Here is a 25,420-nt window from a genome sequence, read left to right on the forward strand (position 1 = left end):
GCTGCTTTGCATTGGCTCACTACCAATTGGGCGGTTTAGTTGACCACCTCAAATGCAATTTCTCCGTTATGGAGAAAACAACATTTGGTGAAAACCGCCAGATCAACCGGATTGGGAAGACGAATATCAGACAGGTCCGGCAAGGGTTTCATCGCAAGATCAAAGTCCCTTTGAACCTGCGATATCAAGGTGATGATAATCCCTGTTTTCCTTGCAAACTCTTTGAGCTCATTCAGCTGAGAGGAAAGTTCGGGGTTTTGGCGTTTCTGATCAAGCAGCTGCAGGTAATCAATGACAACAAGCGTCTTTGAGGGCGCATGTCGAAGTTCATTTATGATGTAGCGGGCACAAATCTCATCCGAGCAATCCAGATGGAAAGCCTCCCTCAGCTGAGCAGGATTATAGCCGAGCTGGGACACACGCTTCAAAACATCTGCAGGCGTATACTCAAGGGTAAAAAAGTAACTCTCGCCCCCTGCTCTACTGGCTTGCATGGCCAATTCCAATCCAAACAGGGTTTTGCCTTGGCCCGGGCGCGCAGCAATTAAAACAAGGTCTCCGCAGTCTAACTGGCGAAGGCATTTTTGAGCGCGGCCAGACCGTGAGCCAGAAACCGACAGATGGCTCCAGCTGCTATAGCCTTCTTTTTGCGCGAGCTGATCCAGCGCCGCATGCAGCGGCATGCCACTTTCGCGTGCGGTTAACTTCGCTTGTCTTTTCAGTTGGTGAACAGGACTGGACAGTTTCATTGAAGAACCCTCTCATCAGAGCATACATTGCAGTCCCTCCTTATGCGCTTGCTCGAACAGTATGGTTCTGATCCTGACGTCCTACATGTGCAATGCTTTCCGGATTGGAGGGCGGAGGCTTGGACTTAGCCTTGCTGCAAGGATAGAAATCTGGCTTACCGCAATCAAGAGCCAGTTGGGCTTTTCAACATGCTGCTGAGAAGACCCAGCCTCTGCCGGTTGCTCAAAGATCAAGCCGATAGACAACTTGCTGCTCGCCAAACCGTTCAAGTTGCCGGGTTTGTTGCATGCCCAGTTTTTGTAGCAGGCGGATGGAGCGGGTGTTTTGAAGTTGGGTTTCAGCGAGAAGGGATGTCAGGTTCTGATCCTGCATAGCGAATGGCAGGTAGGCTTTGAGGGCTTCCTCGGCATATCCCTGCCCCCAATGTTCCGGCAGGAATTCGTAGGAGACTTCCATGTCGTCTCCTTGATGATAAGGAGCTAGGCTGAGCAGGCCGAGGAACTCGTTGGTTCTGCTGGATCGCACTACAGCATGATACACCCCTGCTTCAGCAACCACCCTTGCACATCGGGTTTCGATAGCTTCAGGGCTTTGCTTTCCTCCCAGAAACATTCTTGTTTGCTCATTGGCGAACAGTCGTCGGAGTGCGGGTTTATCTGAATGCGTTGGCTGGGAGAGCAAGCAACGTTTGGTGGCAAGATACATAGTCCCCTCCCCTACACCCCCAGCTTCACGACCACGTTGAGGAGGATATCGCGGAGGGATTGGACTTCTTCTTTGGTGAGGTTCTGGTAGATGACGCGGCGGTCGCCGGCCATGACACTTTCCATGGCTTTTTCGACGGTGGTTTTGCCTTTGTTGGTCAGGCGGACGATCTTGCTGCGTTTGTCGGTATCGTGATCAATGCGCGTGACGAGGCCATCAGATTCCAGCTGCTTAAGGATCTTGGTCATACCGCCTGAAGTCATCAGCAGAGCGCGGTACAAATCACTGGGGGACATTTCCCATGGCTCAGGACGGCCTCGCAGTGCCACCAGCACCTCAAAAGCGCCGTTGGTCAGGCCATAGACCTCCAGCTCTTTTGTGCAGTTCTGATCGAGGATTTCACTGAACCGGTTCATACTCAGAAACAGCTCGGTTTCTACAGAGACAGCTTCTGGCCAGTTCTGGCGCATCTGTTCCAGGGCTTTGCCCATTGGGTAGGCTTTCGACATGAGATCCTCATCACAACTCTATCGGTTTTCTAAATTAAACCTTGCCAGAAAGATAGTTTGAATATATCTATCCAGAAAGCTACTTAGATAGATAGGTGTGACATGAGAAGTTTCTGGGACAGAGTTCGACACTCCGTGCTGTTTGAAGGGATCGCCCTTTCCATCGTCGCGGTGTTTGGAAGCTGGATTACTGGTCATTCCATTTCAGAGATTGGTGTTCTTGGACTGGTCATGTCCCTGATCGCCATGGGCTGGAACTTTCTTTACAACTGGCTCTTCGACAAATGGTATGTGGCCAACCGTGGTACCAAGCCAAGGACTGTTGCCATGCGTATTGTGCACGCCCTGTTGTTTGAAGGCGGGCTGCTTGGATTTGGCATTGTCGCAATCATGTGGCTTCTGCAGATGAATTTTGTTCAGGCATTGTTGCTTGATATCGGCTTTGCGATGTTCTTTCTGGTTTACGCCTTCGTCTACAACTGGGTTTACGATCTGGTGTTCCCCGTTCCGGTCGCAAAAGCCGTTTGAACGTGTGGTGCTGACATAAGAACGCAAGAAAAGCCGGAATAACGCAAATTCCGGCTTTTCCTTTCAAACCAACGCAAACTGGCTGTTTGATAGATCAGATGTCGTCGTAATCGACTGTTACATCATCTGTTTTCGGTCTGGACTGGCAAGTGAGCACGTAGCCAGCCTCAATCTCCCATGGTTCCAGCGAGTAATTGACGGCCATGTCGACTTGACCGGAGACCACCTTGGCGCGGCAGGTGCAGCACATTCCACCTTTACAGGAGAACGGTGCTTCTATGCCCAACCGCAGGGCACCATCAATGATGGTTTCACCCGGCTCCAGAGTGACGTCGTGGCGGGCACCATCAACGATCATGGAGACCTTTGCTTTATGGTCTACAGCGCTGGAATCCTTGGCTTTATGGGCTGCGTGCGGATCACCGCCATCAGCAGGCACAAAGAGCTCGTTATGGATGTGTTCCAGCGGAATGCCATGGCTTTGACAGGCTTGTTTGGCTGCCTCAATCATATCACCCGGACCACAAAGGAAGACGTGGTCGATGCTGTTCTCACCAACGGTTTTGGTGATGAATTCCTCAATCTTTTCAGATGTTAAGCGACCATTGAAGAGGCTCAGTTCCTGCTCTTCACGAGACAAAACATGATAGACACTCAAGCGATCAAGGAAGCGATCCTTCAGGTCATCCAGCTGATCCTTGAAGATCACGCTCTGGGAATTCTTGTTGCCGTAGAACAGGAAGAAGTGGCTGTTCGGCTCATCTTCCAGCACAGCCTGCACCATGGACATGATTGGCGTGATGCCGGATCCTGCTGCAAAAGCGGCATAAACCCTTGCTTCTTCAGTGGTTCCTCTTGGCAGATTGAAGCGGCCCATCGGGGTCATCACGTCAATCTCGTTGCCAACAGAGACATGATCCAGAGCAAAGCTTGAGAAGCGGCCTCCCTCCACTTTCTTGATCGCAACGCGGATGTCATCATCCTTTGGAGACGAGCAAATAGAGTAGGACCGGCGGGTGTCTTCGCCATTAATAAATTCGCGCAGGGTGAGATACTGCCCTGGAATAAAAGAATAATCTGACTTCAAGTCCGCAGGAATTTCAAAGGCGATAGAGACAGCTTCCTCTGTTTCCTGATGGACTGACTTGATCTTCAATCTATGAAACCGTGGTGACATGGTTTCCTCCCTTACATCTGTCGGCGCCTTTCAGGCGAGCGGATCAGATGCACTTGAAATAATCAAAAGGCTCAGAGCAATCGTTGCAGCGGTACAGCGCTTTGCAAGCAGTAGAGCCAAACTCGGAAATACGGCTGGTGTTGGCAGAGTTGCACTTTGGGCAACGGACTTGTTCCTCACCAAACAAGGCCCGGCGCGAGGCCTTGCCGTTTGGAGGCGCAATGCCGTAAACCCTTAGCTTTTCACGCGCTTTTTCTGAGAGCCAATCGGTGGTCCAGGCTGGAGTGAGGACGGTTTTGACGTCCACCCTCTCAAAACCAGCGGTGAGCAGAGCCGCTTCAATATCGAAAGCGAACATGCTCATGGCCGGGCAACCGGTGTAGGTTGGTGTGATGGTCACCTCTACAGAACCATCTGCCTGCACGTGCACATCGCGCAAGACACCAAGGTCCTCAATGGTGAGCACCGGCACCTCAGGATCGGGTACATCGCACACCGCATCCCAGGCCTTTTGGTCCAACTCAGATCTCAGAATTTTCGCTGCAACTGCCATGGGTTAGCTCCCGATCACCACTGGGCTTGCGGGAACGAGCGCTGCAGATACTGCATTGGCGACAGAATATGTCCCAGATGCTCGCTGTGCTCGCCCTTACGGCCACCTGTCTGCATCCAGCTTTCAGTTGGACGTTCCAGATTGGCACGTGCCAGAACGGTGTTCACCGTCTCGTCCCATAAGTGCTTGATAGACATAGGATCTACAGCAACTTCTTTGGCAACTAATGATGATACAACTTCGTCACATTCAAACATCTCGCCGGTGTACATCCAGAGGAACTCCAACGCATCACTTATGCGATTGTGGCTCTCCTCGGTGCCGTCTCCCAGACGGATCACCCACTCAGCAGAATGGCGCAGATGGTAAGCTGCTTCTTTCTCTGCTTTCGCTGCCAGTCCGGCCAGTTGCTCGTCTTTTGAGTTCATCATCGCTTCCCAGAACGGGTGCATGAACGCGGAGAAGAGGAACTGGCGCATGATCGCATAGGCGAAGTCATCATTGGGCTGTTCGACCAGCAGAAGATTATTGAACTCCCGCTCAACCCTATGGAAACACAGGGCATCTTCGTCGCGGCCTTTGCCTTCGATTTGCCCTGCATAGGTGTAGAGCTCACGGGCATGGCCAATGAGATCAAGCGCGATATTGGTGAGTGCGATGTCTTCTTCCAGGTGAGAAGCGTGACCACACCATTCGCCCAGTCGCTGACTAAGAATTGCGGTGTCATCAGCCAGCCGCATGCAATATGTAAATAGTGCCGTATCTGTCATCATGGCCTCCTTACATATTCGCGACTTCGTCAGGCAACTCATAGAACGTTGGGTGGCGATAGATCTTTGAAGCTGTTGGCTCAAACATCTCGCCCTTCTCGTCCGGATCATTCGCGATGATTGCCGCAGACGGGACAACCCAGATAGACAGCCCTTCTCCGCGGCGTGTGTAAACGTCTCGCGCTGCCTGCAGAGCCATCTCCGCATCAGCTGCATGGACAGAACCTGCATGTCTATGAGACATGCCATTGCGCGCTCTGATGAATACTTCCCAAAGTGGTGTTGCTTGTTCGCTCATGTTCTGTCCTCCCTTAAGCAGCTGATTTCTTTGCGGCTTGCTTTGCAGCGTACGCCTGCGCAGCCTCGCGCACCCAGGCACCGTCTTCATGTGCTTTGATGCGGTCTTTCATCCGCTGCTTGTTGCAGATGCCATTGCCTTGAATGGTGTTGTAAAACTCGTCCCAGTCCGGTTCACCATGCTCCCAGTGCCCCGTTTCCTCGTTAAGTTTGAGGTCAGGATCCGGCAGAGAAATGCCGAGAACCTTTGCCTGAGGCACAGTGGCATCGACGAACTTTTGACGGAGCTCATCGTTGGTAAAGCGCTTGATCTTCCACTTCATGCTGGCGGCTGAGTGCTTACTGTCCTTGTCAGAGGGACCAAACATCATCAATGCAGGCCACCAGAGGCGATTGACGGCGTCCTGAACCATCTCCTGCTGCTCTGCAGTGCCTTTCATCATGGCAACGAGAAGATCGTAGCCCTGACGCTGATGGAAGCTCTCTTCCTTACAGATGCGGATCATTGCACGGGAATATGGCCCGAAAGAACAGCGACATAGCGGAATCTGGTTCATGATCGCGGCACCATCAACCAACCAACCAACGGCCCCAACATCTGCCCAGTTGAGCGTTGGGTAGTTGAAGATGGAAGAGTATTTGGCTTTGCCGGTCAGCAACTGATCCACCAGTTCCTCGCGAGAAACACCCAGGGTTTCTGCGGCGGAATAGAGGTAGAGGCCGTGACCACCTTCATCCTGAATCTTGGCAAGCAAGATGGCTTTGCGCTTCAAAGACGGAGCCCGTGTCACCCAGTTTCCTTCTGGCAACATGCCGACCACTTCTGAGTGCGCATGCTGCGAGATCTGCCGGACCAACGTTTTGCGATAGGCTGCTGGCATCCAGTCGTTGGGCTCAATCTTCTCTTCACGATCAATGCGAGCTTGAAAAGCTGCAAGCTTCTCTTCGTCCTCAACACCAGCCTCAACTGCCGGGTTGTTCAATGCTTGCGTGTACATAGGTAAGGTCCCTCCCAAGAGCACACCAATGTTCGTTTCCGCTTCAATATGTCACAGAATATCATTCTAACAAGTATTTTCTGTAACATTTAAGGGTGCATTTTAGGACAATTCTAAATTCGCTAATGATTACAAAGGTTGGAACCGTTCAAAAAAAGCAGGTTCAGGAGATGGCAAAGCGCCCTCTGCATTCTTGGCGTTAGAATCAAGCCAGACCTCACCGTGATCTCTCAGGGTGTTGTAGATGCCCGCTGCAAGTTCTCGTGCGACGCTTCCCTCCCACTTATCTGGCAGGGCTTGTAAAGGCAGCTCAGGATCTCTGAGAACCAATCGCCGGAGGTCATGGATCAGTATGATGCGGATGATCAGGGCTGTTTCTGGCGCAACAGGAGCGCGGCCTCCACACTCAAGAAGCGCTTGCAAGCCGCTGTAATTCTCAATGAACTCGCGGTATCCCTGTTGCAGGCTCTCCAGGTTCCAAGCTTGCCGGGCAAGCTGCACGGCTTTGTCAGATGGCGCCGTGGATTGCATAAACACGATCTTTTCTGAGGATTTGGGCAGTTGCTGGCCGATGTCCGGTTTAATCAGCACGTTCGGCGCGATCACGCCAAAGCCCTGATCTGTCAGGCGTTCCCGGCGTTCAGCCCGCCCCTCCCCTTCACTCAGGATTGCCGTGATCCAGCTGCCATTCCCGTTCGCCGGACCGCGGGCATAAATGCGCGGCGTTGCCTGATCAAAAGCCTCGCGGCCCATTTTGGTAAGGCGATAGAACGAGTTGCGACCGATGCGTGTGCGCTCCAACCAGCCATCGGTGGCCAGACGAGACATGGCGGTGCGGACCACTCCGGAATTGATCCCAACCATCTGCATGATCTCGGTGATGTTTCCCATCCAGAGCTCGCCACCACGCGGCGCAACGCAGTCTCCAAAGATCGAGATGATCATGGACCATGAGCGGATTGGCTTTTGCGCGTGAAAGCGATCAATGAGCTTTTGTTGTTCCGTTTCGAGAATGCTCACGTTCACACGCCTTTAGAAGTTCAGAAGCTGCATATTTGTAAGGGGTCAATGCGCTTTTGTGCAAGTCTCTGTTTGAAAAGAGCAATAATGAGCAAGGCAAAGAAAAAGCCGGAGGCGTGTGCCTCCGGCTTAAATTCATCTACTCAACAAGACCAGCCTATTTTGCAGTTGCATCAGTGATGCGACCAGCCAGTTTAGGCTCGTATGCACCGCCCTGCGCTTTCAGGAAGTCAGCAAGTACGAACTCAAGGCCTGGACCGTAGTCGTATGCGTTTTTACCTTCTGCTGCAAAGATCTTGTAGCCGTCACCACCGTTACGAACGTAGTTGTTGGTTGCAAGCTTGTAGACTTTGTCTGCTTCAATTGCAGAACCGTTTTCCAAGGTTGCTTCAACAACACGCTCACCAGCAGGCTTGGATGCATCGAAGGTGAACTTCAGACCAGCAACCTGTGGGAAGCGTCCGCCGCCTTCTTCGATCTTGGACAGACCGTTTTCCAGAGCAGTTTTGATGAACTTACCCTGAAGCTCGAAGGTCGCCAGAGTGTTCTGGAAAGGAAGAACTGCCAGAGCTTCGCCCATGGTTACTTCGCCAGCGTCGATAGAAGCGCGCAGACCACCACCGTTGGTGATTGCGATTTCAACGCCTTTGTCTTTGGTTGCTGCAAGCATAGCGTCAGCTACGAGAACACCCATTTCACACTCACGTGCGCGGCAAGACTTGCGGTCACCATCTACTGGTGCTGCAGTTGCGCCGATAACTTCGGTGCGAATTTCGTCAAGCGGACCAGCAAGTTCTGCGATACGTGCTTTGGTTACTTCGTTTTCAGCAACCTTCGCGTCCATGATGATTGGCTCGCCAACAGCTTCGATCACGTCGCCGTTGTCGTCAAACTTCACGTTCAGCTCACCAAGGAATTTGCCGTAAGCGTATGCAGATACGATCGCAGCTTTCTTACCGTTTGGAGCTTCAACCCAAGTTGGGTATGGGCCTTCAGCACGGTCAGACGTGTTGGACAGATACGTGTTGGTGTGACCGCCAACAATCACATCAATACCGTCTACAGCAGCAGCGATTTTCTTATCAACGTCGTAACCGGAGTGAGACAGAACGATGATCTTGTTCACACCCTGCGCCTGAAGCTCAGCAACGTGTTTGTTAGCTGCTTCGATTGGGTCGTAGAATGTAACATGATCGCCAGGGCTGGACAGCTCATGAGTGTCATCTGGCGTCAGGCCGATGAAACCGATTTTTTCGCCGTCACGCTCAACGATGGAGGTAGGCTTCAGAACGCCGATCAGCTTGCCTTCTTTGGAGAAGTCAGCGTTTGCAAGAAGAACCGGGAAGTTCACGATATCCATGAAGCCACGCAGAACTTCCGGACCATCATCAAACTCATGGTTGCCGACGGTCATTGCGTCGTAACCAAGAGTGTTCATGAACTCAGCAGCAGCCTTACCTTTGTAGTAAGTGTAGAACAGAGAACCCTGGAACTGGTCACCACCATCCACGAGGATAGAGTTTTTAGCAGCTGCACGGCGCTCCTTGATTGCTGTTTCCAAACGGGCAGTGCCACCCAAACACTTGCCTTTTGCATCATCCTTTGCGGAACAATTCGAGTCGTACTTGTTGATTGGCTCAATGCGGGAATGGAAGTCATTCGTATGCAAAATGGTCAGATCAAATTCTGCCATAGCCGGCGCGGAAACGCCAAAAGACAACAAAAGCGCAGTTGCGCCCAAGAGATGCTTTTTCATAGGTCTTGCCTTTATTCAATTGCCCCAAGCAATTTAACGAGACGGCTACGCGAGAATCTCTATATCCGCGCAAACCTCCCAAGAACACGCTCGGTACAATTGCCCATAACTGTGACAGGCACAAGACTAAAGGAGATATATTTCGCCATCTAACTGAAAAAAAATTCAGAGCCTGACTTTTTAATCGCGAGCCCTATTAGTACCTATTACAAGGGGTAGGATTGTTGAGAATCCTTATAATATATCAACTTGTTGGCTCAATAAATCAGAGGTAGAAAACACCCGAATTTGGTAAAATTTATCGAAAAAACCCTTAGATTCTCGAAATATTTATCCCCAAATGCTCAGTGCAGAATACGTGAATTTTCTAGGTCAGTGATATCAGATTCAGAGAACTCTTCCTCAACCGCGGGTACGGAATAATGACCACTCAACCACTTGTTGAGATCCACCTGTTTACACCTGTCTGAGCAAAACGGCTTTGTTGCCTCTTGCGCTGGTTTCTCGCAGATCGGGCATTTTACTGATGGCTTCTTCATCATCTCTCTCAACTGCTAGTTTTGATCTTCGCAGATATGGCTGTTCACCTATCCGGCTCAGCAGAGCATCTGCCAGTGCCTCTAGCCAGAAATCTACAGGACATCAAGAGATAAAATCAGATCATTTTGATGGTTTTGTCGAATTTGGAGTAACGTCGCGTCAGCCCTCCCCTTCACAACTGCAAATTATCTCCTAAATTTAAGGCGTTAAACAGTTTAGGTGCAAACAACTTTGCAGTAATTAGAGTTCAGACTAAGATTAGCCATAGGCAGGCACTTTTGAACATGTTCGTATCCTTATCCGAACACCAGAACCACCTTTCAGGGATACACTCTGAGTTCTGCATGGATTTGAAAGTATCTCGCGAACACCGGGGAAGCGTATAATGAACAATGAAGTTTCTTGGATCCTGACAGCGCACCTGGCCACCGCGGAACCGAAAGTCTTTGAAGGACTAATGGTGGAGATGGTGAAAGCAGTGCAGCAAATGCAGGGTGATACCACAGCTTATGTCTGGTACCTGAGCGAAGACGGGCAATCCTGCGAGATTTTTACGAGCTTCAAGGACAGCAACTCAGCAATGTTGCACCTGACGTGGTTCTCCAACACCTATGCCAAGCAGTTTATGGACACATTGCACCCAACAGGCATGACGGTTTATGGCAAACCAACTCAGGAGCTGCGAAATGCACTTGCGAGCCTGTCACCACGATATGTGCAAACTGTGGGTGGGTTTGCGCGTTAGCCTTCTCCTGCCTATGCTGCAGGTACAGCGTCTTCGTCCCATGTTTTTTGAGTTGGATAGCCAGCTGACTGTAAGAGGCTTGCGGTCTCCAGCAGAGGCAAACCGACAACGCTTGGGTAAGATCCAATCACACGCGCAATAAACGCGCCAGCGAGGCCCTGAATAGCGTAGCCGCCTGCTTTACCACGCCACTCCCCTGAGGCGAGGTACTTTTCAGTGTCATGAGAAGACAAACGACGGAAACGTACGCGGGTTTCAACCAGTTTTGTGCGAACTACGCCATCAGGCATGTTCACGCAAACGCCGGTGTAAACCTTGTGCATGCGACCGGAAAGCAGTTGAAGGCAGACGCTGGCCTGCTCCTTACTCTCGGCCTTTGGCAGGATGCGGCGTCCTACTGCAACAACTGTGTCAGACCCCAGGATGATGGAATGCGCTTTTTCGTCATCCCGGTCGATCAGAACACGTGCAGCGGCTGCTTTGCCGCGTGCAAGTCTTTGAGCCAGCGCGCGCGGGCTTTCCCCACGCACAGGCGTCTCATCAATATCTGCAGGCAGGAGGAATTCCGGTTCTATACCAATCTGCTGAAGCAACGCCAGACGACGTGGTGACCCGGAGGCCAATACTAACGGCAGTTCTTTGGTCATATGCCAGTTCCCCGATGAATTACAGACCAGAGCTCAACTAAGGCAGGCTCATCATGAACCCGCGCTCAGTGGATCGCTTATTTGTAGCGATAGGTGATACGACCCTTTGTCAGGTCATATGGCGTCATTTCCACGAGCACTTTATCGCCAGCCAGAACGCGAATACGGTTTTTACGCATACGACCAGCAGTGTGAGCGATAATTTCGTGATCGTTTTCAAGTTTCACACGAAAAGTCGCATTAGGAAGGAGTTCGACGACGACGCCTGGAAACTCCAGCATTTCTTCTTTAGCCATTAGGATTCCTGATTAGTTAAATGGAATTTTCGCGGAACCTACCGGATAACTCGCCAAAAGTGAACAGGCTACCTCCATTTCTTGGAGGGCAGTTTGACGAGTTTTACCGCTTATTCCTTGTTTTGGGGTGGAAAACACATGCAAAGGCCACGCGTAGAGTATTTTCAGCAGCTTATTGCATACGTTGTTCTATCTTTCTCTTAAGCGTATCACGCACCGCTCTGTACGCATCCATGATTTGTGAACGGCTTCCTGTTGCCACTGTCGGGTCAATCGTCGGCCAGTACTCAACATCGACGTGCTGTGCGCGTGTCAGCTCCAATGCCATGTGGTGGGCCTCCGGAGCAAGCGTAACAATGAGGTCGAACCCGTCTTCGGCCAGATCCTCGAAGGTTTTTGGATGGTGATTGCTCAGGTCCATCCCAAGCTCATCCATAACAGAGTCGACAAACGGATCACGTTCGCCTGCAAAGACGCCACAGGAGCGCGTGTAGACCTGTTTGGGGTAGAGCAGTTGGGTCAAGCCCTCTGCCATCGGAGAGCGTACGGCGTTCATTCTGCAGATAAACAGGATGGAACTTGGCCGTGACATAAACTCGGCCATACTTACCCCCGGTGCTGCAAGGCGCAAATGAGCGTAAACAGTCGTCGGGCGGTTTGATGGTCGATGGTGATTTTCCCTTTCAGGCGCTCTTCCAATATGCAGGCGCCGTCGTCGTGTAGTCCACGACGCCCCATATCGATTGCTTCGATCTGCTTTGGTGAGGCACTGCGAATTGCATCGTAGTAGCTCTCACAGATCATGAAGTAGTCTTTAATGATCTTCCTGAAAGGGGTGAGCGAGAGGATGTGGGTTGCGATTTCGCTGCCCATTTCATCCCGAACTCCCAGCACAAGCTTACGCTTGATCATAGCCAGGTCCAACCGGTACGGGCCCTGATCGGGCCCGACCGGAGAAAACATGTTTTCCTCTACCAGATCAAAGATCGCAATTTTCCGCTCCCGCTCGACGTCTTTGTCGGCGCGCACAATAGAATCCGGATCAAGGACCACCTCAAAAAGGCGTTCTATTCCTTGTTGTCTCTGTTCTTCGTTTACAGGGACTTCCTTATTCATCAAGCGATCTTTTCCGTCCTGGATCAATTAACTAGTGGTTTAAGCGAATAGAGACTGAACGTCCATGCGCCTGCAGACCTTCCACTTCTGCCAGTGTGACGGCCGCAGGGCCGATCTGTGCGAGGTTTTCCGGGTTACAGCGCAGAAGCGAAGTTCTCTTTACGAACTCCAGCGTAGACAGACCAGAGGAGAAGCGCGCCGAGCGAGCCGTCGGCAGCACATGGTTTGAACCGCCGACATAATCACCGATCGCTTCTGGTGTGTAACGTCCAACAAAAACTGCGCCAGCATTTCTCATTTTTGGCAGCAGTGCATCAGGGTCCTCAACACACAGCTCAAGATGTTCTGGTGCAAAACGGTTGGAGAGCACCATTGCATCGTCTAAATTGTCAACGGTGATGATCGCTCCGAAGTCATTCCAGCTCTGACGCGCAACGTCTGCACGTGGCAGCGTGGTGAGCTGACGCTCCACGGCCTCTTCTACAGCTGCTGCCAGTTCTTCGCTGTCCGTGATGAGAATGGACTGCGCAACCGGATCATGCTCTGCCTGAGAAAGCAGATCGACGGCAACCCAGTCCGGGTTGTTATCTTTGTCAGCAACGACGAGGATTTCGGATGGGCCAGCGATCATATCGATGCCGACAGTTCCGAACACACGGCGCTTTGCTGCTGAAACATAGGCATTGCCCGGACCAACAATCTTGGAGACCGGCGCAATTGTTTCTGTGCCATATGCCAGCGCCCCAACAGCCTGAGCGCCGCCTACGCGGTAGATCTCTGAAACACCAGACATCTTAGCTGCTGCCAACACGAGTGGGTTAAGCACGTCATCAGGGCTTGGAACCACCATTACGATGCGCTCAACGCCAGCAACCTTTGCAGGCACGACATTCATCAGCACAGAAGATGGATAGCTGGCAAGTCCGCCAGGGACATACACACCAACAGCTTCCACTGCAGTCCAGATGGCGCCCAGCTCTACGCCGATGGCATCTTTGTAAGTGTAGCTTTCTGGCAGCTGCTTTCGATGGTGGGAACGAATACGATCATGGGCAAGCTGCAAGGCTTCCAGTGTTTCAGCAGGGATTTGAGCAACAGCTGCCTCTATCTCCGCTTCAGTTACTTTCAGCTCGTCCATAGATTTGGCCGACATGCGGTCAAATTTGTTGGTGTATTCGAGCACAGCTGCATCACCGCGCATTTCGACATCCCGCAGAATGTCGCGCACGATATGATCCACATCCTCTGAAGTTTCCCGCTTGCTTCCAAGCAGGGCACGAATTTCTTCTTCGAAACCTTCAGACTTTGAGGAGAGCTTAATCGCCACGTTATCGTTCCCAATTTATTATAGTTCCCGGGACTGTTCTTCCCGAGATGATGTCAGAATTTTCGAAATGCAGTCCAAGCCTTCAGGTTGTGCCGGGATTTTACGAAACTATCCCGCGCTTTCCAACTAGCCTTCTAGATCATGTTCAGGTCTGCTTTCAGTTTCCCAAACGGAGCCCAGATCTGCCAGTTGCGCTTCGATGCACTCGATATTTGCTGCAATAGCAGCCCCACCGGAAAACTCAAGCTTCAACTGACCAGCCGGTGCATTTGTCTCTTCAAACAGCACACAGAGCAAAGACAGGACCATGTCTTTGTTTGTCTGGTTGATTTTCTGAGCTTTGACCGCATCCACCCGCGACACAGAAAGAACGGACCGTGCCCGCATTCTTCGTTTCTGGTTGTTTTCGTCTGTTTCCCAAAGGTATCGATTCATTGTCAGCACCAGGCGGCGCTCAGCAGGTAAGTACTTGATATCTGCGAGTTTCAGAACACTGTCCTGCACCATGGAAGAGATGATCTGCAAATCTTCCTGATCCAGCGCCATCAGCTTCATTGGTTTTACCTGTTCCATATTAATCCCTTGCAGATTTCCCTAGCCTCACGCACCGTATATAGCGCGAGACATCCTTACTATTACAACAATTTACAGAAAAACATCTATGAATGAACGCAGCAGATTTCAAGCATGAAGGTGTGTTCCAGTTTTTTTGAGAATATCTCCATGAAAAAACCCGGACTGAAAAACAGACCGGGTTCAAATCATTTGCTTCGGATTCGTTAGGCCGAGATACGCTCGATCACCGCACCGCAGCGAGACAGCTTCTCTTCCAGCCGCTCAAAGCCGCGATCAAGGTGATAGACACGGCTGACCGTCGTTTCACCTTCCGCCGCCAAACCAGCGATGACGAGAGAAACAGATGCGCGAAGGTCTGTTGCCATAACCTGAGCGCCGCGCAGGGTTTCAACGCCCTCCACAGAAGCCACCTGCCCGTCCAATGTGATCTTAGCGCCAAGGCGTGCCAGCTCCTGAACGTGCATGAAACGGTTTTCGAAGATGTTCTCAGTGATCTTACTCACACCTTTGGAGCGGGTCATGAGCGCCATGAACTGCGCCTGCAGATCTGTTGGGAAACCCGGGAACGGCTCAGTGGAAACGTCTACCGGGCTGATACCAGCACCGTTGCGCTTAATTTTGAGACCCATATTGGTTTCAGTGATTTCTGTTCCGGTCTGACGAAGGACATCCAGTGCCCCTTCGAGAAGATCGCCGCGTGCGCCTTCCAGAGTGACTTCACCACCCGTCATTGCCACTGCCATGGCATAGGTCCCGGTTTCGATACGGTCAGGAATAACCGGATGGCGATGTGCGCCCAGGCTATCTACACCCTGAATATGGATTGTGTCGGTGCCAGCACCTTCAATCTTTGCACCCATGCCAATCAGGCAGTTTGCGAGATCAGTGACTTCTGGTTCCTGAGCAGCGTTTTCGATTACGCTCTCGCCCTTGGCCAGTGTCGCAGCCATCATGACTGTGTGTGTTGCTCCCACGGAGATTTTCGGGAAGACGACCCGGCCACCCTTCAGGCCGCCCTTGGCATCTGCCTGAACATAGCCGCGATCCATCTCTATATCAGCGCCAAGTGCTTTCAGTCCGTCGATGAAGAAGTCGACCGGACGCGTCCCGATTGCGCACCCCCCTGGCAGAGACACACGGGCTGTATGCATACGTGCGAGTAACGGACCGATCACCCAGAAGCTTGCACGCATCTTGGACACCAGCTCATATGGAGCTGTTGTGTCGACAATGTTGCTGGCATTCAGATGAATGGTCTGGCCAGTCATTGTATCTTGACCTGCCCGTTTGCCGTCGACCGAATAATCTACACCGTGATTGGAAAGAATCTGAGTGAGAAGTGCGACATCACGCAAGCGGGGCACATTCTCAAGGGTCAACGTATCTTCGCAGAGCAGTGACGCGATCATCAAAGGCAGCGCAGCATTCTTCGCGCCTGAGATCGGAATAACACCATTAAGCTGATTGCCACCAACAATACGAATTTTGTCCATACTTCTATAACCCCAATAAAGCCCGCGGCGGGAAACACAAATTTGAAGAAGAATTGATCGTGTCCACTAACATCAGGGCTGTGGCATAAGCAAGGCAGCGCTTCTGCCTAGTTTCTTCCCCAACGGTTTTCCCCAATAGATCCTGCTGATATTTCGCATTAGCAGGACTTACAAAGACCGCAACATCCTACTCCGCCCAAAACCTGCAGTTTTCGGCGAGATTTCCATATATTTTCAATTTAGCGATAAATGCTAGATTTTTACTTAACGCCCTCGCGATTGAGCAAAGCGCATGCAGCAATCTCTAGTCTTCGTCAGTATTCTTCTTAGCAGCCTGTTTTCTGCGACGTAAGTTGGCGCGTAAGGCTTCGGCCAAACGATCTGCTTTCGGGTCGCTTTTTGGCTTTGCCACGGACTTTGACTGGTTGCCCGTTGTTTCGGTTTTCTTTGAATCTGTCATGCTCAACAGGTACACGAGGACGGGATTGAAGCCAAGTGCCCTAATATACGACAAGTGCATGGCAATGCTCTCATTTCACTGTGTTATTCAGTTTCCACAGAACTGCCAATAAAACCCCTTGCAGGTTTAAAAGGGTTATGACATAAGCCTCCTCGTTCCGAGGGCGCTGCCTGCGGAGCACTTACCTCGTTGCAAAATACGCTGGTTTGGAAGATACGAGAAGCGCTTAAGTGCTTCATATTTATGCGATGCTGCCGTAGCTCAGGGGTAGAGCACTCCCTTGGTAAGGGAGAGGTCGAGAGTTCAAATCTCTCCGGCAGCACCATTCTTCTAACAGCACTGCACAAATTTCGGCGCGCTGCCGTAGCTCAGGGGTAGAGCACTCCCTTGGTAAGGGAGAGGTCGAGAGTTCAAATCTCTCCGGCAGCACCATTCTTCTCTTTAATCGACTGTTTCACCGATTTACGTCATGCGCATTGCCTTCCTGTTGCGCGTTCTGTGAAATCTGATTTTAAAAAATCACTGAATTTTAGAACAATTTACAACTCTGCCGTGAGCCCTCTCTAACGCGCAGACTTTTCTGAGGGCAAGCAATCGCACTTATCAACGGTAATCCATCGATAATCCAAAGCGGTCGCGAAACAAACAAACTCACCCGAACACATAAATATCAGCTCAATGAAATAAAATTCCACGTTCTTGAGCTGAGCTCTACATGCCTTTGCGGCACTGTGCCTGAGATGCAACGTGCCACAATTCGACCAAATTTCATCTTGGAGTTGGTTTACATGTGATGGGAGTCCTGCGACGTTTCTGTGGTCTTGGGGGCGTATTGGGGTAGTTTTCCAACCAACCGTTTTGCGGATCGGGGAAGAGGGTATGCCTCCCAAGCGCACTTGCATGAGCTCTCGCGCAAGTGTCCGCTGATATTCATTTTGTTGGAGTTTCAGGAGGTAAAAATGGATCAGGCAGTCATCGACGCAGATGTCCCGACAGCAGCACACGGAAAGTTTTCCGAAGCAGAGCTACAGATGCTTCGCTACCAACTTGAGGAAGCAGAGTTCGCCAAACTCATTCGATTGGTATCCAGTCTTCCATCAGAGAAATGGGATCAAGCGATCAAGGCCCTCTCCGCTCTATAGGCGTCATAGATGATCCACCTTGGGGGCAACTCAACGCCTCCGAGGAGGTTGTTGCATGCCTCATTGCGAAAAAAGAAAGCTCAGACCATCGTGGCTGAGTTTGCCTCGCCAATGATGCTGTTTCCGTCCCAGTTCTTTTTGTGTCCGCGGATTTCACGCGGTGCCGGGCCGAAGTAACCTGCTGTTTTCACAAAGTCTCTTGGCTGAAGAATAATCGATGCAATGCGTTGATAGAGCGCTTTGGCAGAAATCGGCTTACACAGCAACTCGTGGATGCCCAGCTTTCTGGCTTCGATAATGCGGCTGCGTTCGGTATGGGCCGTGACCATAATAATCGGGATATAAGCGTACGGATTATTCTGGGTACGGATCATGCGCACCATATCAGCCCCGTCGAGAATTGGCATAACCCAGTCGAGAATCAGGATATCCGGATTAGCGCGGTCCATCGCTTCCAGACCAGACGCTCCGTCTTCCGCTTCGACGATTTTCCGGGCTCCAAAACCTTGAAGCATTGTACGCAGAATTGTGCGCATATAAGCGCTGTCTTCAACCACCAAAAACGATAAGGATGAGAGGTCTATACTCACGCAGTCATGCCCCGGTCACTTGATGTAACCCAATTAAATTAGAACAGAAATTCAGTTATTAGTTACAAGGTGTGGCAGAGAACATAACAAATTGCAAGACTGCCCAATTATAGTTCTATGTCAAAGACTATGTCTGCGATATATATAGGCTGATATGCGTTAGGTGAAAAAATCCTTTGATAAATCCGCAATTCCATGGACCGCGTCAATGTGTCCTTCGACAGGGATAAGGATTATCGCTAAGTTTAGGCTAACTCTAAAGTATCGCCGAATAATACCGCCGCAATATAAGGGGCAAAAAATGGACTACCAAAATATCTTCAATGAGGCGATTGCTTCTTTGAAGGATGAAAAACGGTACCGCGTATTTGCTAATCTCGAACGCATTGCAGGGCGTCACCCACACGCACTGTGGCGTAAGGAAAATCAAAACCTCCGTGAAATCGTCATTTGGTGTTCAAACGACTACCTGGGGATGGGCCAACACCCTAAAGTTATTGATGCCATGACAGAAACCGTTCAGCGCATGGGAGCTGGCGCAGGCGGTACGCGTAACATCTCGGGCACGAATTACCCTCTGGTACAGCTTGAAGAAGAACTCGCAGACCTCCACGGAAAAGAAGGCGCGCTCGTTTTCTCAAGTGGTTTTGTTTCCAACGAAGCGTCCATTTCGACAATTGCAAAGTTGCTTCCTGATTGCCTGATCCTGTCTGACCAGCTGAACCACGCTTCCATGATTGCGGGTGTTCGCGGCGCAGGGACTTCTAAGAAAGTATGGCGTCATAATGACCTTGAGCACCTTGAAGACTTGCTCAAGTCTGCTGGGAACGACCGCGCAAAGCTGATCGTGTTTGAATCCGTGTACTCCATGGATGGCGATATCGCACCGATCGAGCGCATTTGTGACCTTGCCGACAAGTACAATGCGATGACCTACATCGACGAAGTGCATGCTGTTGGCATGTACGGTCCGCGCGGCGCAGGTATTGCTGAACGTGACGCGGTCATGGATCGCATCGACATCATTGAAGGTACACTGGCGAAAGCATTCGGTGTGATGGGCGGTTATATCACTGCTTCTCAGACTATCATTGATGCGGTTCGCTCCTATGCTCCAGGCTTCATCTTTACCACTGCTATTCCACCAGGACTTGCTGCGGCAGCAACAGCTTCCATCAAGCACCTGAAGGAATCCGGTGTAGAGCGCGAAGGTCAGCAGCGTCAGGCACAGCGCACAAAAGATGTACTGAAAGCAGCAGGCCTTCCTGTGATGCCTTCTGACACACACATCATTCCAGTGCTGGTTGCTGATCCTGATCTGTGTAAGCAGGCAACCGATCTGCTGTTGGATAAGCATGGCATCTACATTCAGCCAATCAACTACCCAACAGTTCCACGCGGCACTGAGCGTCTGCGCATCACTCCGGGCCCAGTCCACAACGATGCCCTGATTGATCATCTGCGCGATGCTCTGGTGGATGTATGGCAAACTCTTGAGTTGCCATTCACCGATGCTCCAGCGGAAGAAGATCTGGATGCTGCGCAAGGCCAGGCTGTTTATCAGTTTGCTGGCGGCTAAACGCTACCTCAATTCATTGCAAAAGGCCGGCAAATTTGCTGGCCTTTTTTGTTGCTTTCAAAACTGCATAGAAAAAGGCTTGAAGCGGGTCGCTTACAAGCCTCTCATTTCATTTCTCTTATCGCTAAATACAGCTCGTGACGCTGAGGTCCCTACTCAGGAAACCTTGCGTTTAGCAGCTTCTACCGGTGTACTGTTTTCCTGCAAATCACCATCATCCAGTATACGCCATTTCGGCCCTTCCATATCATCATACTGACCAGAGCGGAGGGACCATAAAAACGCTACCAAACCTGCGCCACCAAGAAACAACGCAATCGGAATGAGGTAGATTAAGACTTCCATAGTTCTGTTCAGGCCTCCGGATTAGGCTGAGTAGATGAGCCTGCGAGCATTCTCAGGCGTACAGCGTTGAGTGTCACAATAATGGAAGAACCCGACATAGCCAAGGCTGCAACAAGAGGTGTGACAAAACCTAGCACTGCAAACGGCACTGCAATCAAGTTATAGACAACAGAAATGGCGAGATTTTGGTTCATCACCCAACGCGCTTTCTTCGAGATTGTCAGTGCGCTCATAACGGGCGCAAGGCTATCTCCCAGGAAGACTGCATCTGCAGCTGCCTGACTGACGTGAACCGCTGAAACAGGCGAGATGGATACGTTTGCTGCCGCGAGCGAGGGGGCATCATTGAGGCCATCACCAACCATCAGAACCTTCTTGCCTTGTGCTTTCAGTTTTTCGATATGGTCGATCTTGTCTTGAGGCTTCATAGCAGCTTGCCAACTTTCAACACTAAGCATCTGCGCTGCGTGTTCGACTGCACCTTTATGGTCACCACTGAGAATTTCAATTGTGTAGCCCGCAGTTTTGAGCTTCTGGATCGTTTCAGTTGCCCCTTCCCTCATAAACTGGCCAACGGGAAGCAATTGTGCAGGCTTGTCTCCAGATTGGAAAGCGACAAAGGAAGCATCCGGTTGCTGCGTTTTTGCTTGTTCGAGCTGCTCATCAGAAACACCGCAAAATGCGGGAGAGCCTAGCTTCGCACACATTCCATCGACGACAGCTTCCACCCCTTTGCCCGCACTCTCTTTTGCATCTGGCAGTGCTTGTTGTGCGCCGGTTGCTTTTGCGATGGCCTGAGACAATGGATGTGAAGAAGACAGAGCAAGACGACCCGCCAGCTCTAACTGTTCAGCTGCAAGACCATGCTCCTTTGAGAGCGAAGCTTCTGGCAATGTCAGAGTGCCGGTTTTGTCGAACACAATGGTATCAACTGTCGCCAGACGCTCAATCGCATCACCAGCGTTCAGCAGCACTCGTTCATTAAAGAACAAGCCGCTTGCCACAACCTGAACTGCCGGAATTGCAAGGCCTAGAGCACAGGGGCATGTGATGATGAGAACGGAGATCGCGATGACCAAAGCCGGCTGCCACGCCATGCCGAGCATGATCCAGCCCACGAGCGTCAGTAGTGCAGCCGCATGCACAACGGGCGCATAAAGCTGTGAGGCGCGATCTGCGATATGAACGTATTTGGACCGACCTTCCATAGCCGTTTCCAAAAGCCTGTTCACTTCATCAAGCAGTGTGCCTTTTGCAGCAGCTGTGACTTCAATCTCCAACACGCCGTAGGTGTTCATGGTACCTGCGTAGACGAGGTCCCCTTCCCCGACAGGCTGTAACAAGGTTTCGCCTGTCACCAGACTCTGATCGACTTCTGATGTGCCCGTGGAGATTTTGCCATCGACGGAAATGCGCTCACCAGCTCTGACCAGAACACGATCACCAATAGACAATTTAGATAGAGGCACATCGAGTGCGCTGCCGTCCTCTTGTATCTTAGCAGCGCTCTCGGCTTTCAAAGTCGCGAGGTTTTCCGCAAAAGAACGCGTTTTTCTGCGCATGAGATGATCGCAGTAACGGCCAACGAGCAGGAAGAACAACAGCATCACTGCGCTATCAAAATAAGCGTGCTCTGCTTCCTGAACGGTTTGCCACATGGATAGGCCAGTTGCGAGCAACACCCCGATTGTGATCGGCACGTCCATATTCAAACGGCCTGTCTTCACAGCCATGTAGGCACTGCGGAAGAAAATGCGGCCAGAGTAAACGACGGTTGGCAGTGCGATTAGTGCGGAAATCCAATGGAAGAAAGACCGGGTCTCAGGATCAATATCTGATGCGTTGCCAGACCAGATTGAGATGGACAACAGCATGATATTCATTGCTGCAAAGCCAGAGACGGCCAGTGCGCGCAAGATCTCTTTGCCCACAGCATCGCCGCGGGATTTTACCTGAGCAGGATCAAAAGGGTACGCTTTATAGCCCAGCCTTTGGAGAAGATCGACAATAGGAGATGGATTGGTCTTCTCTCCATCCCAGTCCACTGAAAGACGGTGGGATGACAGGTTTACGCGTGCTTTTTCTACGCCATCCAATTTCTGGAGGCCACGCTCAATTTCGTACATACATGCGGCACACGTAATACCATCAACGGCAAGGTCCATATGAGCCTTGCCATCATCGGTATTTGTTACGAATGCAGCCCAATCCCTTTCAGGCGCAGACATGCTATTACCGCCTTACTCAGCGAAGAAAATCTTGTTTTTGGAACGGAAGATCGGAAGTGTTTTGTCACTTCGATCCGCGATTTCTACGACCACGTTCCAGTTGCCCGCACCAATGCCAGATGCATTGGCTACATATTCACCCGCGGAGCGCTCAGACAGAACAAGATCCTGATCAGCTGCGGTGATTGTTGGGCGGTGCAGTTTAACGGTGACCATTTCGCCAGTGATTGGAGCACCAGCTTTGTCTTTAGCCAGAACGCGAATATGGGCAGAGCCATCACCGTTGCGTTCAATGGCAGCATTTACGCTCCAGTTCAGAGCGGCCTGAGCATTCGCCTTGGCGATTTCTTTGTTGTATCGCTGGCTTACCTTGTAGGAGCTATCGACTTCCAGTCCTGGAAAGGTATCGAGCGCAATATAGATCATAACAGCATTCATAGCGGCGATAGCACCGAAGAACGCGATAAGGCTGAACAGAACCATGCGGCCGGTAATCTGCCGTGGCTTGCGTGGAGACTTGTGGTCTACAGCCATTGTCATATCCTAGCTCCTTTTGGCGGCTCATAAGATGGGGGGTGAGCTTCGCCTTTTGATTGTTAAAGTGATAAGGGGCGTACCCCTTATCACGCAAGTTTAATTAGGTGCTTTTACAGCCTGTGACGACTATTTGCCGGGTGCCCGGAAGAAGTCGCTGATCACTGTTGTTTCACCCGTCTCTGTGTCCACCAGCTTAAAGCTCATAGGCAGAGAGCTTGGCATTTCAACGCCAGCTGGAGAGAACACCAGTGCTCGTACAGAACGGGTCGTATCAGCATCTACCGACAAGCTCAGCTGAGTATCCTTTGTCACGTCAGCCGCATTCTTGTGAATGCCCACAACCTCAAAGGTAGCCCCTGTAGGCATATCTTCAACGCTAAGCGTGAAAGATTGCTCGTCGTTGTGTTTGTTCAGCAGGCGGAGTGAGTAGCCGTTTCTGAAGGACCCATCACTTTGTTTAACATACAGCGGGTTCCGGTCATGAACGACAGACAAACTCGTCATGGAGCGATTGAGCTGGGCGTACAGCATCCCACCTGCAATCAACGCAATGATTGCTGTATAGACTACAGTACGAGGACGGATCAGACGGTAAACTGCTGTCTCACCTTTCTCACGACGCTCAATGTTATCGTCCGTGTCATATGCGATCAGACCCGTTGGCTTTCCAACCTTGGTCATGATTGAGTCACACGCATCAATACACAGACCACACTGGATGCAATCGAGCTGCGCGCCTTTACGAATGTCGACACCAGTCGGACATGCATAGAAACACTGATTACAGTCGATACAATCACCAGCTGGCAAGCCTTCTGCGATGCGCTTTTTGCTCTCTTTCAAGTGACCACGAGGTTCACCACGGTCGTAGCGATACGTCACATTGAGCGCATGCTCATCCGTAAGAGCTGCCTGAATACGTGGCCAAGGACACATATACACACAGACCTGCTCACGCATGTGACCAGCCAGCGAATAGGTGGTGAACGTCAGGATGCCGATCCAGACATAAGCAGAAAATGCAGCCTGACCGGTTGCCAGATCATACACAAGGGTTGGAGCATCCGCGAAGTAAAGAACCCACGCTCCGCCGGTCCACCAGGCAATCATCAACCAGAGAAAATGCTTCGTTCCCTTTTTGAGAATCTTTTCTGCATTCCAGGGCTGTTTGTCCAGCGTAATCCTTTTGCGGCGATCGCCTTCAATCACGCTTTCTACGCGGAAGAACAGGTCTGTCCAAACTGTCTGCGGGCAAAGATAACCGCACCAGAGACGACCCGCGATAGCATTCATCAAGAACAGACCAACAGCTGCAATGATGAGCAATCCGGCGAGGTAATAGACTTCCTGTGGCCAGATTTCGAGAAAGAAGAAATAACCTCTTTTTCTCTCAAAATCGACGAGAACAGCCTGATCAGGGAGCAAAGGCCCTCTGTCCCAACGGATGAAGGGAGTAAAGTAATAAATTCCAAGGGTAATAAAAAGGATTGCCCATTTGATTTTCCGAAAACGGCCATTTACCTCCATAGGGTAAACTTTAGCCGCTGACGCGAACCAGGCTTCGTCCTCTTCTTTATCGATGGGTTCAACTTGGCTAGACATAATGTCTTCCTCAGTTGGCGATGTGCTTTGTGCAAGTGAAGCGAGGGCACTTACGCGTCCTCGCTTATGTCGTCATCTCAAAAATATTCAGAGATCTTATTGACCGCCACCGAGTGAGTGAACGTACACAGCCAGTGATTTAACTGTGGTTTCACCCAGACGATCGATCCATGCAGGCATCACACCGTGACGTGGTGCATTCACCTGCGCGATGATGTCTTCTACGGACTTGCCATAGAGATAGGTTGGTGCTGTCAGGTTCGGAGAACCTGTTTCCAGATCACCCTTAGCGTTTTCCATATGACAGGCAGCACAGTTCTCTTCATAGATCACTTTGCCTGCTTCCAGATCAACGCCTTCTTGTGTTGGAAGACCTGCTATAGAACCAACATAGTTCGCAACCTGAACAATCTCTTCTTTTTCAAGCAGCTCATCACGGCCGAATGCAGGCATTTCCGCATACCGGGTTTCGTCATGTTCTGAACGAACACCATAAGAGATCGTGGTTGAGAGGGTGTCCAAGTCACCACCCCAGATCCAGCTGTCGTCCTGAAGGTTAGGATAGCCTTCAAAGCCTGTCGCACCAGTTCCATGACAAGGTGCACAGTTGTCACCGAATGCCACTTCACCCTGAGCCATAGCAAACTCGAGCAGTTCCGGAGTATCACGAATTTCTTCGAGAGATGCTTCGAGAAGCATCTTGCCGGTTTCTGCGCGCTCTGCAGCCGCTACATCAAAGTTCTCCGTTGCAACCGCACGCTGGCTGTAGTTCAGAAGACCTTTTGTATAGCCGTTGACCAATGGCCAACTTGGCATGAGGATCCAGTAGATTACGGACCATACGATGGTGCCGTAGAACATATAGAGCCACCACTTAGGGAGCGGATGATTGAGTTCCTTCAGGCCATCCCATTCGTGACCAGTGGTTTCGACACCCGTTACCTGGTCGATTTCCTTTTTGTGCTCAGCCATTAATCGTCCTCCCGCAGCGGGATCTGTGAAGCATCGTTAAAGCGCTCCCCATTGCTTGGCCAGCAAGCGTAAAGAACTACGCCTGCAAAGATTGCCATGAAATAGAGCAGGCCACCAGTTTGCGCGAAGTGTGCAAGAGCGGTGTAAGTCGCGTCCATCATC

General features: G+C 51.0%; 30 protein-coding genes and 2 tRNA genes. 6 read left to right on the forward strand and 26 right to left on the reverse strand.

The genetic code is table 11. From position 1 onward, the window contains the following. Positions 1–35 precede the first annotated feature (35 nt). The 3 genes from PsW64_RS00120 to PsW64_RS00130 form a co-directional block, all read right to left on the reverse strand. Positions 36–749: a DNA helicase gene (locus PsW64_RS00120; RefSeq protein ID WP_063302321.1), complete on the reverse strand. Its 714-nt coding sequence runs from the start codon at positions 747–749 to the stop codon at positions 36–38. 223 nt (positions 750–972) lie between these two features. Then, positions 973–1,455 (reverse strand): GNAT family N-acetyltransferase, encoded by a 483-nt coding sequence (locus tag PsW64_RS00125; protein ID WP_063302322.1) that lies wholly within the window; start codon positions 1,453–1,455, stop codon positions 973–975. An 11-nt stretch (positions 1,456–1,466) separates the two neighbouring features. Continuing rightward, positions 1,467–1,964: a MarR family winged helix-turn-helix transcriptional regulator gene (locus PsW64_RS00130; RefSeq protein WP_063302323.1), complete on the reverse strand. Its 498-nt coding sequence runs from the start codon at positions 1,962–1,964 to the stop codon at positions 1,467–1,469. Positions 1,965–2,066: 102 nt separating this feature from the next. On the opposite strand from PsW64_RS00130, the gene PsW64_RS00135 reads away from it, so the two are divergent. Next, positions 2,067–2,492 carry a PACE efflux transporter gene (locus tag PsW64_RS00135; protein ID WP_082830970.1) on the forward strand — a complete coding sequence of 142 codons (426 nt, stop codon included), beginning with the start codon at positions 2,067–2,069 and terminating at the stop codon, positions 2,490–2,492. A 94-nt stretch (positions 2,493–2,586) separates the two neighbouring features. Here the strand turns inward: PsW64_RS00135 and paaE are convergent, their stop codons facing one another. The 8 genes from paaE to yacG form a co-directional block, all read right to left on the reverse strand. After that, positions 2,587–3,669, reverse strand: coding sequence for a 1,2-phenylacetyl-CoA epoxidase subunit PaaE (paaE, locus tag PsW64_RS00140; RefSeq protein WP_057464992.1), 1,083 nt, complete (start codon positions 3,667–3,669; stop codon positions 2,587–2,589). A gap of 43 nt (positions 3,670–3,712) precedes the next feature. Beyond that, entirely contained in the window at positions 3,713–4,222 is a 510-nt protein-coding gene (gene paaD / locus PsW64_RS00145) for a 1,2-phenylacetyl-CoA epoxidase subunit PaaD (RefSeq protein WP_063301752.1), read from the reverse strand. A gap of 14 nt (positions 4,223–4,236) precedes the next feature. Next, positions 4,237–4,995, reverse strand: a complete 759-nt coding sequence (gene paaC / locus PsW64_RS00150; protein WP_153042319.1) for a 1,2-phenylacetyl-CoA epoxidase subunit PaaC — start codon at positions 4,993–4,995, stop codon at positions 4,237–4,239. A gap of 7 nt (positions 4,996–5,002) precedes the next feature. Continuing rightward, entirely contained in the window at positions 5,003–5,290 is a 288-nt protein-coding gene (paaB, locus tag PsW64_RS00155) for a 1,2-phenylacetyl-CoA epoxidase subunit PaaB (RefSeq protein WP_054664467.1), read from the reverse strand. 13 nt (positions 5,291–5,303) lie between these two features. Next, on the reverse strand, positions 5,304–6,287 hold the full coding sequence (paaA, locus tag PsW64_RS00160) for a 1,2-phenylacetyl-CoA epoxidase subunit PaaA (RefSeq protein ID WP_057464988.1): 984 nt from the start codon (positions 6,285–6,287) through the stop codon (positions 5,304–5,306). 129 nt (positions 6,288–6,416) lie between these two features. Then, positions 6,417–7,307 carry a PaaX family transcriptional regulator gene (locus tag PsW64_RS00165; protein ID WP_063302326.1) on the reverse strand — a complete coding sequence of 297 codons (891 nt, stop codon included), beginning with the start codon at positions 7,305–7,307 and terminating at the stop codon, positions 6,417–6,419. Between the two features lie 157 nt (positions 7,308–7,464). Next, on the reverse strand, positions 7,465–9,063 hold the full coding sequence (locus tag PsW64_RS00170; protein ID WP_063302327.1) for a bifunctional metallophosphatase/5'-nucleotidase: 1,599 nt from the start codon (positions 9,061–9,063) through the stop codon (positions 7,465–7,467). Between the two features lie 344 nt (positions 9,064–9,407). After that, positions 9,408–9,605, reverse strand: a complete 198-nt coding sequence (gene yacG / locus PsW64_RS00175; protein ID WP_057464985.1) for a DNA gyrase inhibitor YacG — start codon at positions 9,603–9,605, stop codon at positions 9,408–9,410. Positions 9,606–9,988: 383 nt separating this feature from the next. Here yacG and PsW64_RS00180 point away from each other — a divergent pair, with 383 nt between their 5' ends. Further along, entirely contained in the window at positions 9,989–10,348 is a 360-nt protein-coding gene (locus PsW64_RS00180) for a hypothetical protein (protein ID WP_057464984.1), read from the forward strand. A gap of 11 nt (positions 10,349–10,359) precedes the next feature. Here the strand turns inward: PsW64_RS00180 and PsW64_RS00185 are convergent, their stop codons facing one another. The 8 genes from PsW64_RS00185 to PsW64_RS00220 all read right to left on the reverse strand — a co-directional run bounded on the left by PsW64_RS00185 (position 10,360) and on the right by PsW64_RS00220 (position 16,323). Further along, a complete protein-coding gene (locus tag PsW64_RS00185) occupies positions 10,360–10,995 on the reverse strand; it encodes a Maf family nucleotide pyrophosphatase (protein ID WP_057464983.1) in 636 nt (211 codons plus the stop codon). Positions 10,996–11,072: 77 nt separating this feature from the next. Next, positions 11,073–11,291: a translation initiation factor IF-1 gene (gene infA / locus PsW64_RS00190; RefSeq protein ID WP_008549604.1), complete on the reverse strand. Its 219-nt coding sequence runs from the start codon at positions 11,289–11,291 to the stop codon at positions 11,073–11,075. 172 nt (positions 11,292–11,463) lie between these two features. Continuing rightward, positions 11,464–11,895 (reverse strand): arsenate-mycothiol transferase ArsC, encoded by a 432-nt coding sequence (locus tag PsW64_RS00195; protein WP_208980475.1) that lies wholly within the window; start codon positions 11,893–11,895, stop codon positions 11,464–11,466. A gap of 2 nt (positions 11,896–11,897) precedes the next feature. Further along, entirely contained in the window at positions 11,898–12,407 is a 510-nt protein-coding gene (locus PsW64_RS00200; protein ID WP_057464982.1) for a UPF0262 family protein, read from the reverse strand. Between the two features lie 31 nt (positions 12,408–12,438). After that, positions 12,439–13,734, reverse strand: a complete 1,296-nt coding sequence (hisD, locus tag PsW64_RS00205) for a histidinol dehydrogenase (RefSeq protein ID WP_063302328.1) — start codon at positions 13,732–13,734, stop codon at positions 12,439–12,441. A gap of 126 nt (positions 13,735–13,860) precedes the next feature. After that, the gene (locus tag PsW64_RS00210) at positions 13,861–14,307 is read right to left on the reverse strand and encodes a DUF2948 family protein (RefSeq protein ID WP_057464980.1); all 447 of its coding nucleotides are present in this window, start codon (positions 14,305–14,307) and stop codon (positions 13,861–13,863) included. Positions 14,308–14,513: 206 nt separating this feature from the next. Next, entirely contained in the window at positions 14,514–15,803 is a 1,290-nt protein-coding gene (gene murA, locus PsW64_RS00215; RefSeq protein WP_063302329.1) for a UDP-N-acetylglucosamine 1-carboxyvinyltransferase, read from the reverse strand. 304 nt (positions 15,804–16,107) lie between these two features. After that, positions 16,108–16,323: a hypothetical protein gene (locus PsW64_RS00220; protein WP_063302330.1), complete on the reverse strand. Its 216-nt coding sequence runs from the start codon at positions 16,321–16,323 to the stop codon at positions 16,108–16,110. Positions 16,324–16,513: 190 nt separating this feature from the next. On the opposite strand from PsW64_RS00220, the gene PsW64_RS00225 reads away from it, so the two are divergent. The 3 genes from PsW64_RS00225 to PsW64_RS00235 all read left to right on the forward strand — a co-directional run bounded on the left by PsW64_RS00225 (position 16,514) and on the right by PsW64_RS00235 (position 17,405). Then, positions 16,514–16,588 (forward strand) — tRNA-Thr (locus PsW64_RS00225). A gap of 32 nt (positions 16,589–16,620) precedes the next feature. Continuing rightward, positions 16,621–16,695 (forward strand) — tRNA-Thr (locus PsW64_RS00230). Between the two features lie 527 nt (positions 16,696–17,222). Then, positions 17,223–17,405, forward strand: coding sequence for a hypothetical protein (locus PsW64_RS00235; RefSeq protein WP_057464977.1), 183 nt, complete (start codon positions 17,223–17,225; stop codon positions 17,403–17,405). Positions 17,406–17,485: 80 nt separating this feature from the next. On the opposite strand, the gene PsW64_RS00240 is transcribed toward PsW64_RS00235, so the two are convergent. After that, a complete protein-coding gene (locus tag PsW64_RS00240; protein WP_082597066.1) occupies positions 17,486–17,995 on the reverse strand; it encodes a response regulator in 510 nt (169 codons plus the stop codon). Positions 17,996–18,296: 301 nt separating this feature from the next. On the opposite strand from PsW64_RS00240, the gene hemA reads away from it, so the two are divergent. Next, positions 18,297–19,574, forward strand: coding sequence for a 5-aminolevulinate synthase (hemA, locus tag PsW64_RS00245; protein WP_057464975.1), 1,278 nt, complete (start codon positions 18,297–18,299; stop codon positions 19,572–19,574). A gap of 156 nt (positions 19,575–19,730) precedes the next feature. Here hemA and ccoS read toward each other — a convergent pair whose 3' ends face one another. The 6 genes from ccoS to PsW64_RS00275 form a co-directional block, all read right to left on the reverse strand. Further along, the gene (gene ccoS, locus PsW64_RS00250; RefSeq protein WP_057464974.1) at positions 19,731–19,919 is read right to left on the reverse strand and encodes a cbb3-type cytochrome oxidase assembly protein CcoS; all 189 of its coding nucleotides are present in this window, start codon (positions 19,917–19,919) and stop codon (positions 19,731–19,733) included. Between the two features lie 8 nt (positions 19,920–19,927). Next, the gene (locus PsW64_RS00255; protein WP_063302331.1) at positions 19,928–22,147 is read right to left on the reverse strand and encodes a cation-translocating P-type ATPase; all 2,220 of its coding nucleotides are present in this window, start codon (positions 22,145–22,147) and stop codon (positions 19,928–19,930) included. 12 nt (positions 22,148–22,159) lie between these two features. Beyond that, complete coding sequence (locus PsW64_RS00260) at positions 22,160–22,687, reverse strand: FixH family protein (protein WP_063287342.1); 528 nt, start codon at positions 22,685–22,687, stop codon at positions 22,160–22,162. Between the two features lie 123 nt (positions 22,688–22,810). Beyond that, on the reverse strand, positions 22,811–24,211 hold the full coding sequence (gene ccoG, locus PsW64_RS00265; protein WP_063302385.1) for a cytochrome c oxidase accessory protein CcoG: 1,401 nt from the start codon (positions 24,209–24,211) through the stop codon (positions 22,811–22,813). A 171-nt stretch (positions 24,212–24,382) separates the two neighbouring features. Continuing rightward, on the reverse strand, positions 24,383–25,258 hold the full coding sequence (gene ccoP, locus PsW64_RS00270) for a cytochrome-c oxidase, cbb3-type subunit III (protein WP_057464971.1): 876 nt from the start codon (positions 25,256–25,258) through the stop codon (positions 24,383–24,385). Next, positions 25,258–25,416 (reverse strand): cbb3-type cytochrome c oxidase subunit 3, encoded by a 159-nt coding sequence (locus PsW64_RS00275; protein WP_057464970.1) that lies wholly within the window; start codon positions 25,414–25,416, stop codon positions 25,258–25,260. Before PsW64_RS00275 ends, ccoP begins: the two co-directional genes overlap by 1 nt. Between the last annotated feature and the right edge of the window lie 4 nt (positions 25,417–25,420).

It is taken from the genome of Pseudovibrio sp. W64 (assembly GCF_001623145.1).
GTDB lineage: Bacteria > Pseudomonadota > Alphaproteobacteria > Rhizobiales > Stappiaceae > Pseudovibrio.

Bases quoted from the DNA above. Each gene is read 5' to 3' on its own strand.
- PsW64_RS00125 (WP_063302322.1), bottom strand. From the start codon at position 1,455: ATGTATCTTGCCACCAAACGTTGCTTGCTCTCCCAGCCAACGCATTCA.
- PsW64_RS00130 (WP_063302323.1), bottom strand. From the start codon at position 1,964: ATGTCGAAAGCCTACCCAATGGGCAAAGCCCTGGAACAGATGCGCCAG.
- ccoP (WP_057464971.1), bottom strand. From the start codon at position 25,258: ATGGCTGAGCACAAAAAGGAAATCGACCAGGTAACGGGTGTCGAAACC.
- ccoG (WP_063302385.1), bottom strand. From the start codon at position 24,211: ATGGAGGTAAATGGCCGTTTTCGGAAAATCAAATGGGCAATCCTTTTT.
- PsW64_RS00180 (WP_057464984.1), top strand. From the start codon at position 9,989: ATGAACAATGAAGTTTCTTGGATCCTGACAGCGCACCTGGCCACCGCG.
- paaB (WP_054664467.1), bottom strand. From the start codon at position 5,290: ATGAGCGAACAAGCAACACCACTTTGGGAAGTATTCATCAGAGCGCGC.
- PsW64_RS00255 (WP_063302331.1), bottom strand. From the start codon at position 22,147: ATGTCTGCGCCTGAAAGGGATTGGGCTGCATTCGTAACAAATACCGAT.
- paaE (WP_057464992.1), bottom strand. From the start codon at position 3,669: ATGTCACCACGGTTTCATAGATTGAAGATCAAGTCAGTCCATCAGGAA.
- ccoS (WP_057464974.1), bottom strand. From the start codon at position 19,919: ATGGAAGTCTTAATCTACCTCATTCCGATTGCGTTGTTTCTTGGTGGC.
- paaD (WP_063301752.1), bottom strand. From the start codon at position 4,222: ATGGCAGTTGCAGCGAAAATTCTGAGATCTGAGTTGGACCAAAAGGCC.
- infA (WP_008549604.1), bottom strand. From the start codon at position 11,291: ATGGCTAAAGAAGAAATGCTGGAGTTTCCAGGCGTCGTCGTCGAACTC.
- PsW64_RS00170 (WP_063302327.1), bottom strand. From the start codon at position 9,063: ATGAAAAAGCATCTCTTGGGCGCAACTGCGCTTTTGTTGTCTTTTGGC.
- PsW64_RS00200 (WP_057464982.1), bottom strand. From the start codon at position 12,407: ATGAATAAGGAAGTCCCTGTAAACGAAGAACAGAGACAACAAGGAATA.
- PsW64_RS00235 (WP_057464977.1), top strand. From the start codon at position 17,223: ATGGATCAGGCAGTCATCGACGCAGATGTCCCGACAGCAGCACACGGA.
- PsW64_RS00195 (WP_208980475.1), bottom strand. From the start codon at position 11,895: ATGGCCGAGTTTATGTCACGGCCAAGTTCCATCCTGTTTATCTGCAGA.
- PsW64_RS00260 (WP_063287342.1), bottom strand. From the start codon at position 22,687: ATGACAATGGCTGTAGACCACAAGTCTCCACGCAAGCCACGGCAGATT.
- PsW64_RS00220 (WP_063302330.1), bottom strand. From the start codon at position 16,323: ATGCACTTGTCGTATATTAGGGCACTTGGCTTCAATCCCGTCCTCGTG.
- paaA (WP_057464988.1), bottom strand. From the start codon at position 6,287: ATGTACACGCAAGCATTGAACAACCCGGCAGTTGAGGCTGGTGTTGAG.
- murA (WP_063302329.1), bottom strand. From the start codon at position 15,803: ATGGACAAAATTCGTATTGTTGGTGGCAATCAGCTTAATGGTGTTATT.
- PsW64_RS00135 (WP_082830970.1), top strand. From the start codon at position 2,067: ATGAGAAGTTTCTGGGACAGAGTTCGACACTCCGTGCTGTTTGAAGGG.
- paaC (WP_153042319.1), bottom strand. From the start codon at position 4,995: ATGATGACAGATACGGCACTATTTACATATTGCATGCGGCTGGCTGAT.
- PsW64_RS00275 (WP_057464970.1), bottom strand. From the start codon at position 25,416: ATGGACGCGACTTACACCGCTCTTGCACACTTCGCGCAAACTGGTGGC.
- yacG (WP_057464985.1), bottom strand. From the start codon at position 9,605: ATGATGAAGAAGCCATCAGTAAAATGCCCGATCTGCGAGAAACCAGCG.
- PsW64_RS00120 (WP_063302321.1), bottom strand. From the start codon at position 749: ATGAAACTGTCCAGTCCTGTTCACCAACTGAAAAGACAAGCGAAGTTA.
- hemA (WP_057464975.1), top strand. From the start codon at position 18,297: ATGGACTACCAAAATATCTTCAATGAGGCGATTGCTTCTTTGAAGGAT.
- PsW64_RS00185 (WP_057464983.1), bottom strand. From the start codon at position 10,995: ATGACCAAAGAACTGCCGTTAGTATTGGCCTCCGGGTCACCACGTCGT.
- PsW64_RS00210 (WP_057464980.1), bottom strand. From the start codon at position 14,307: ATGGAACAGGTAAAACCAATGAAGCTGATGGCGCTGGATCAGGAAGAT.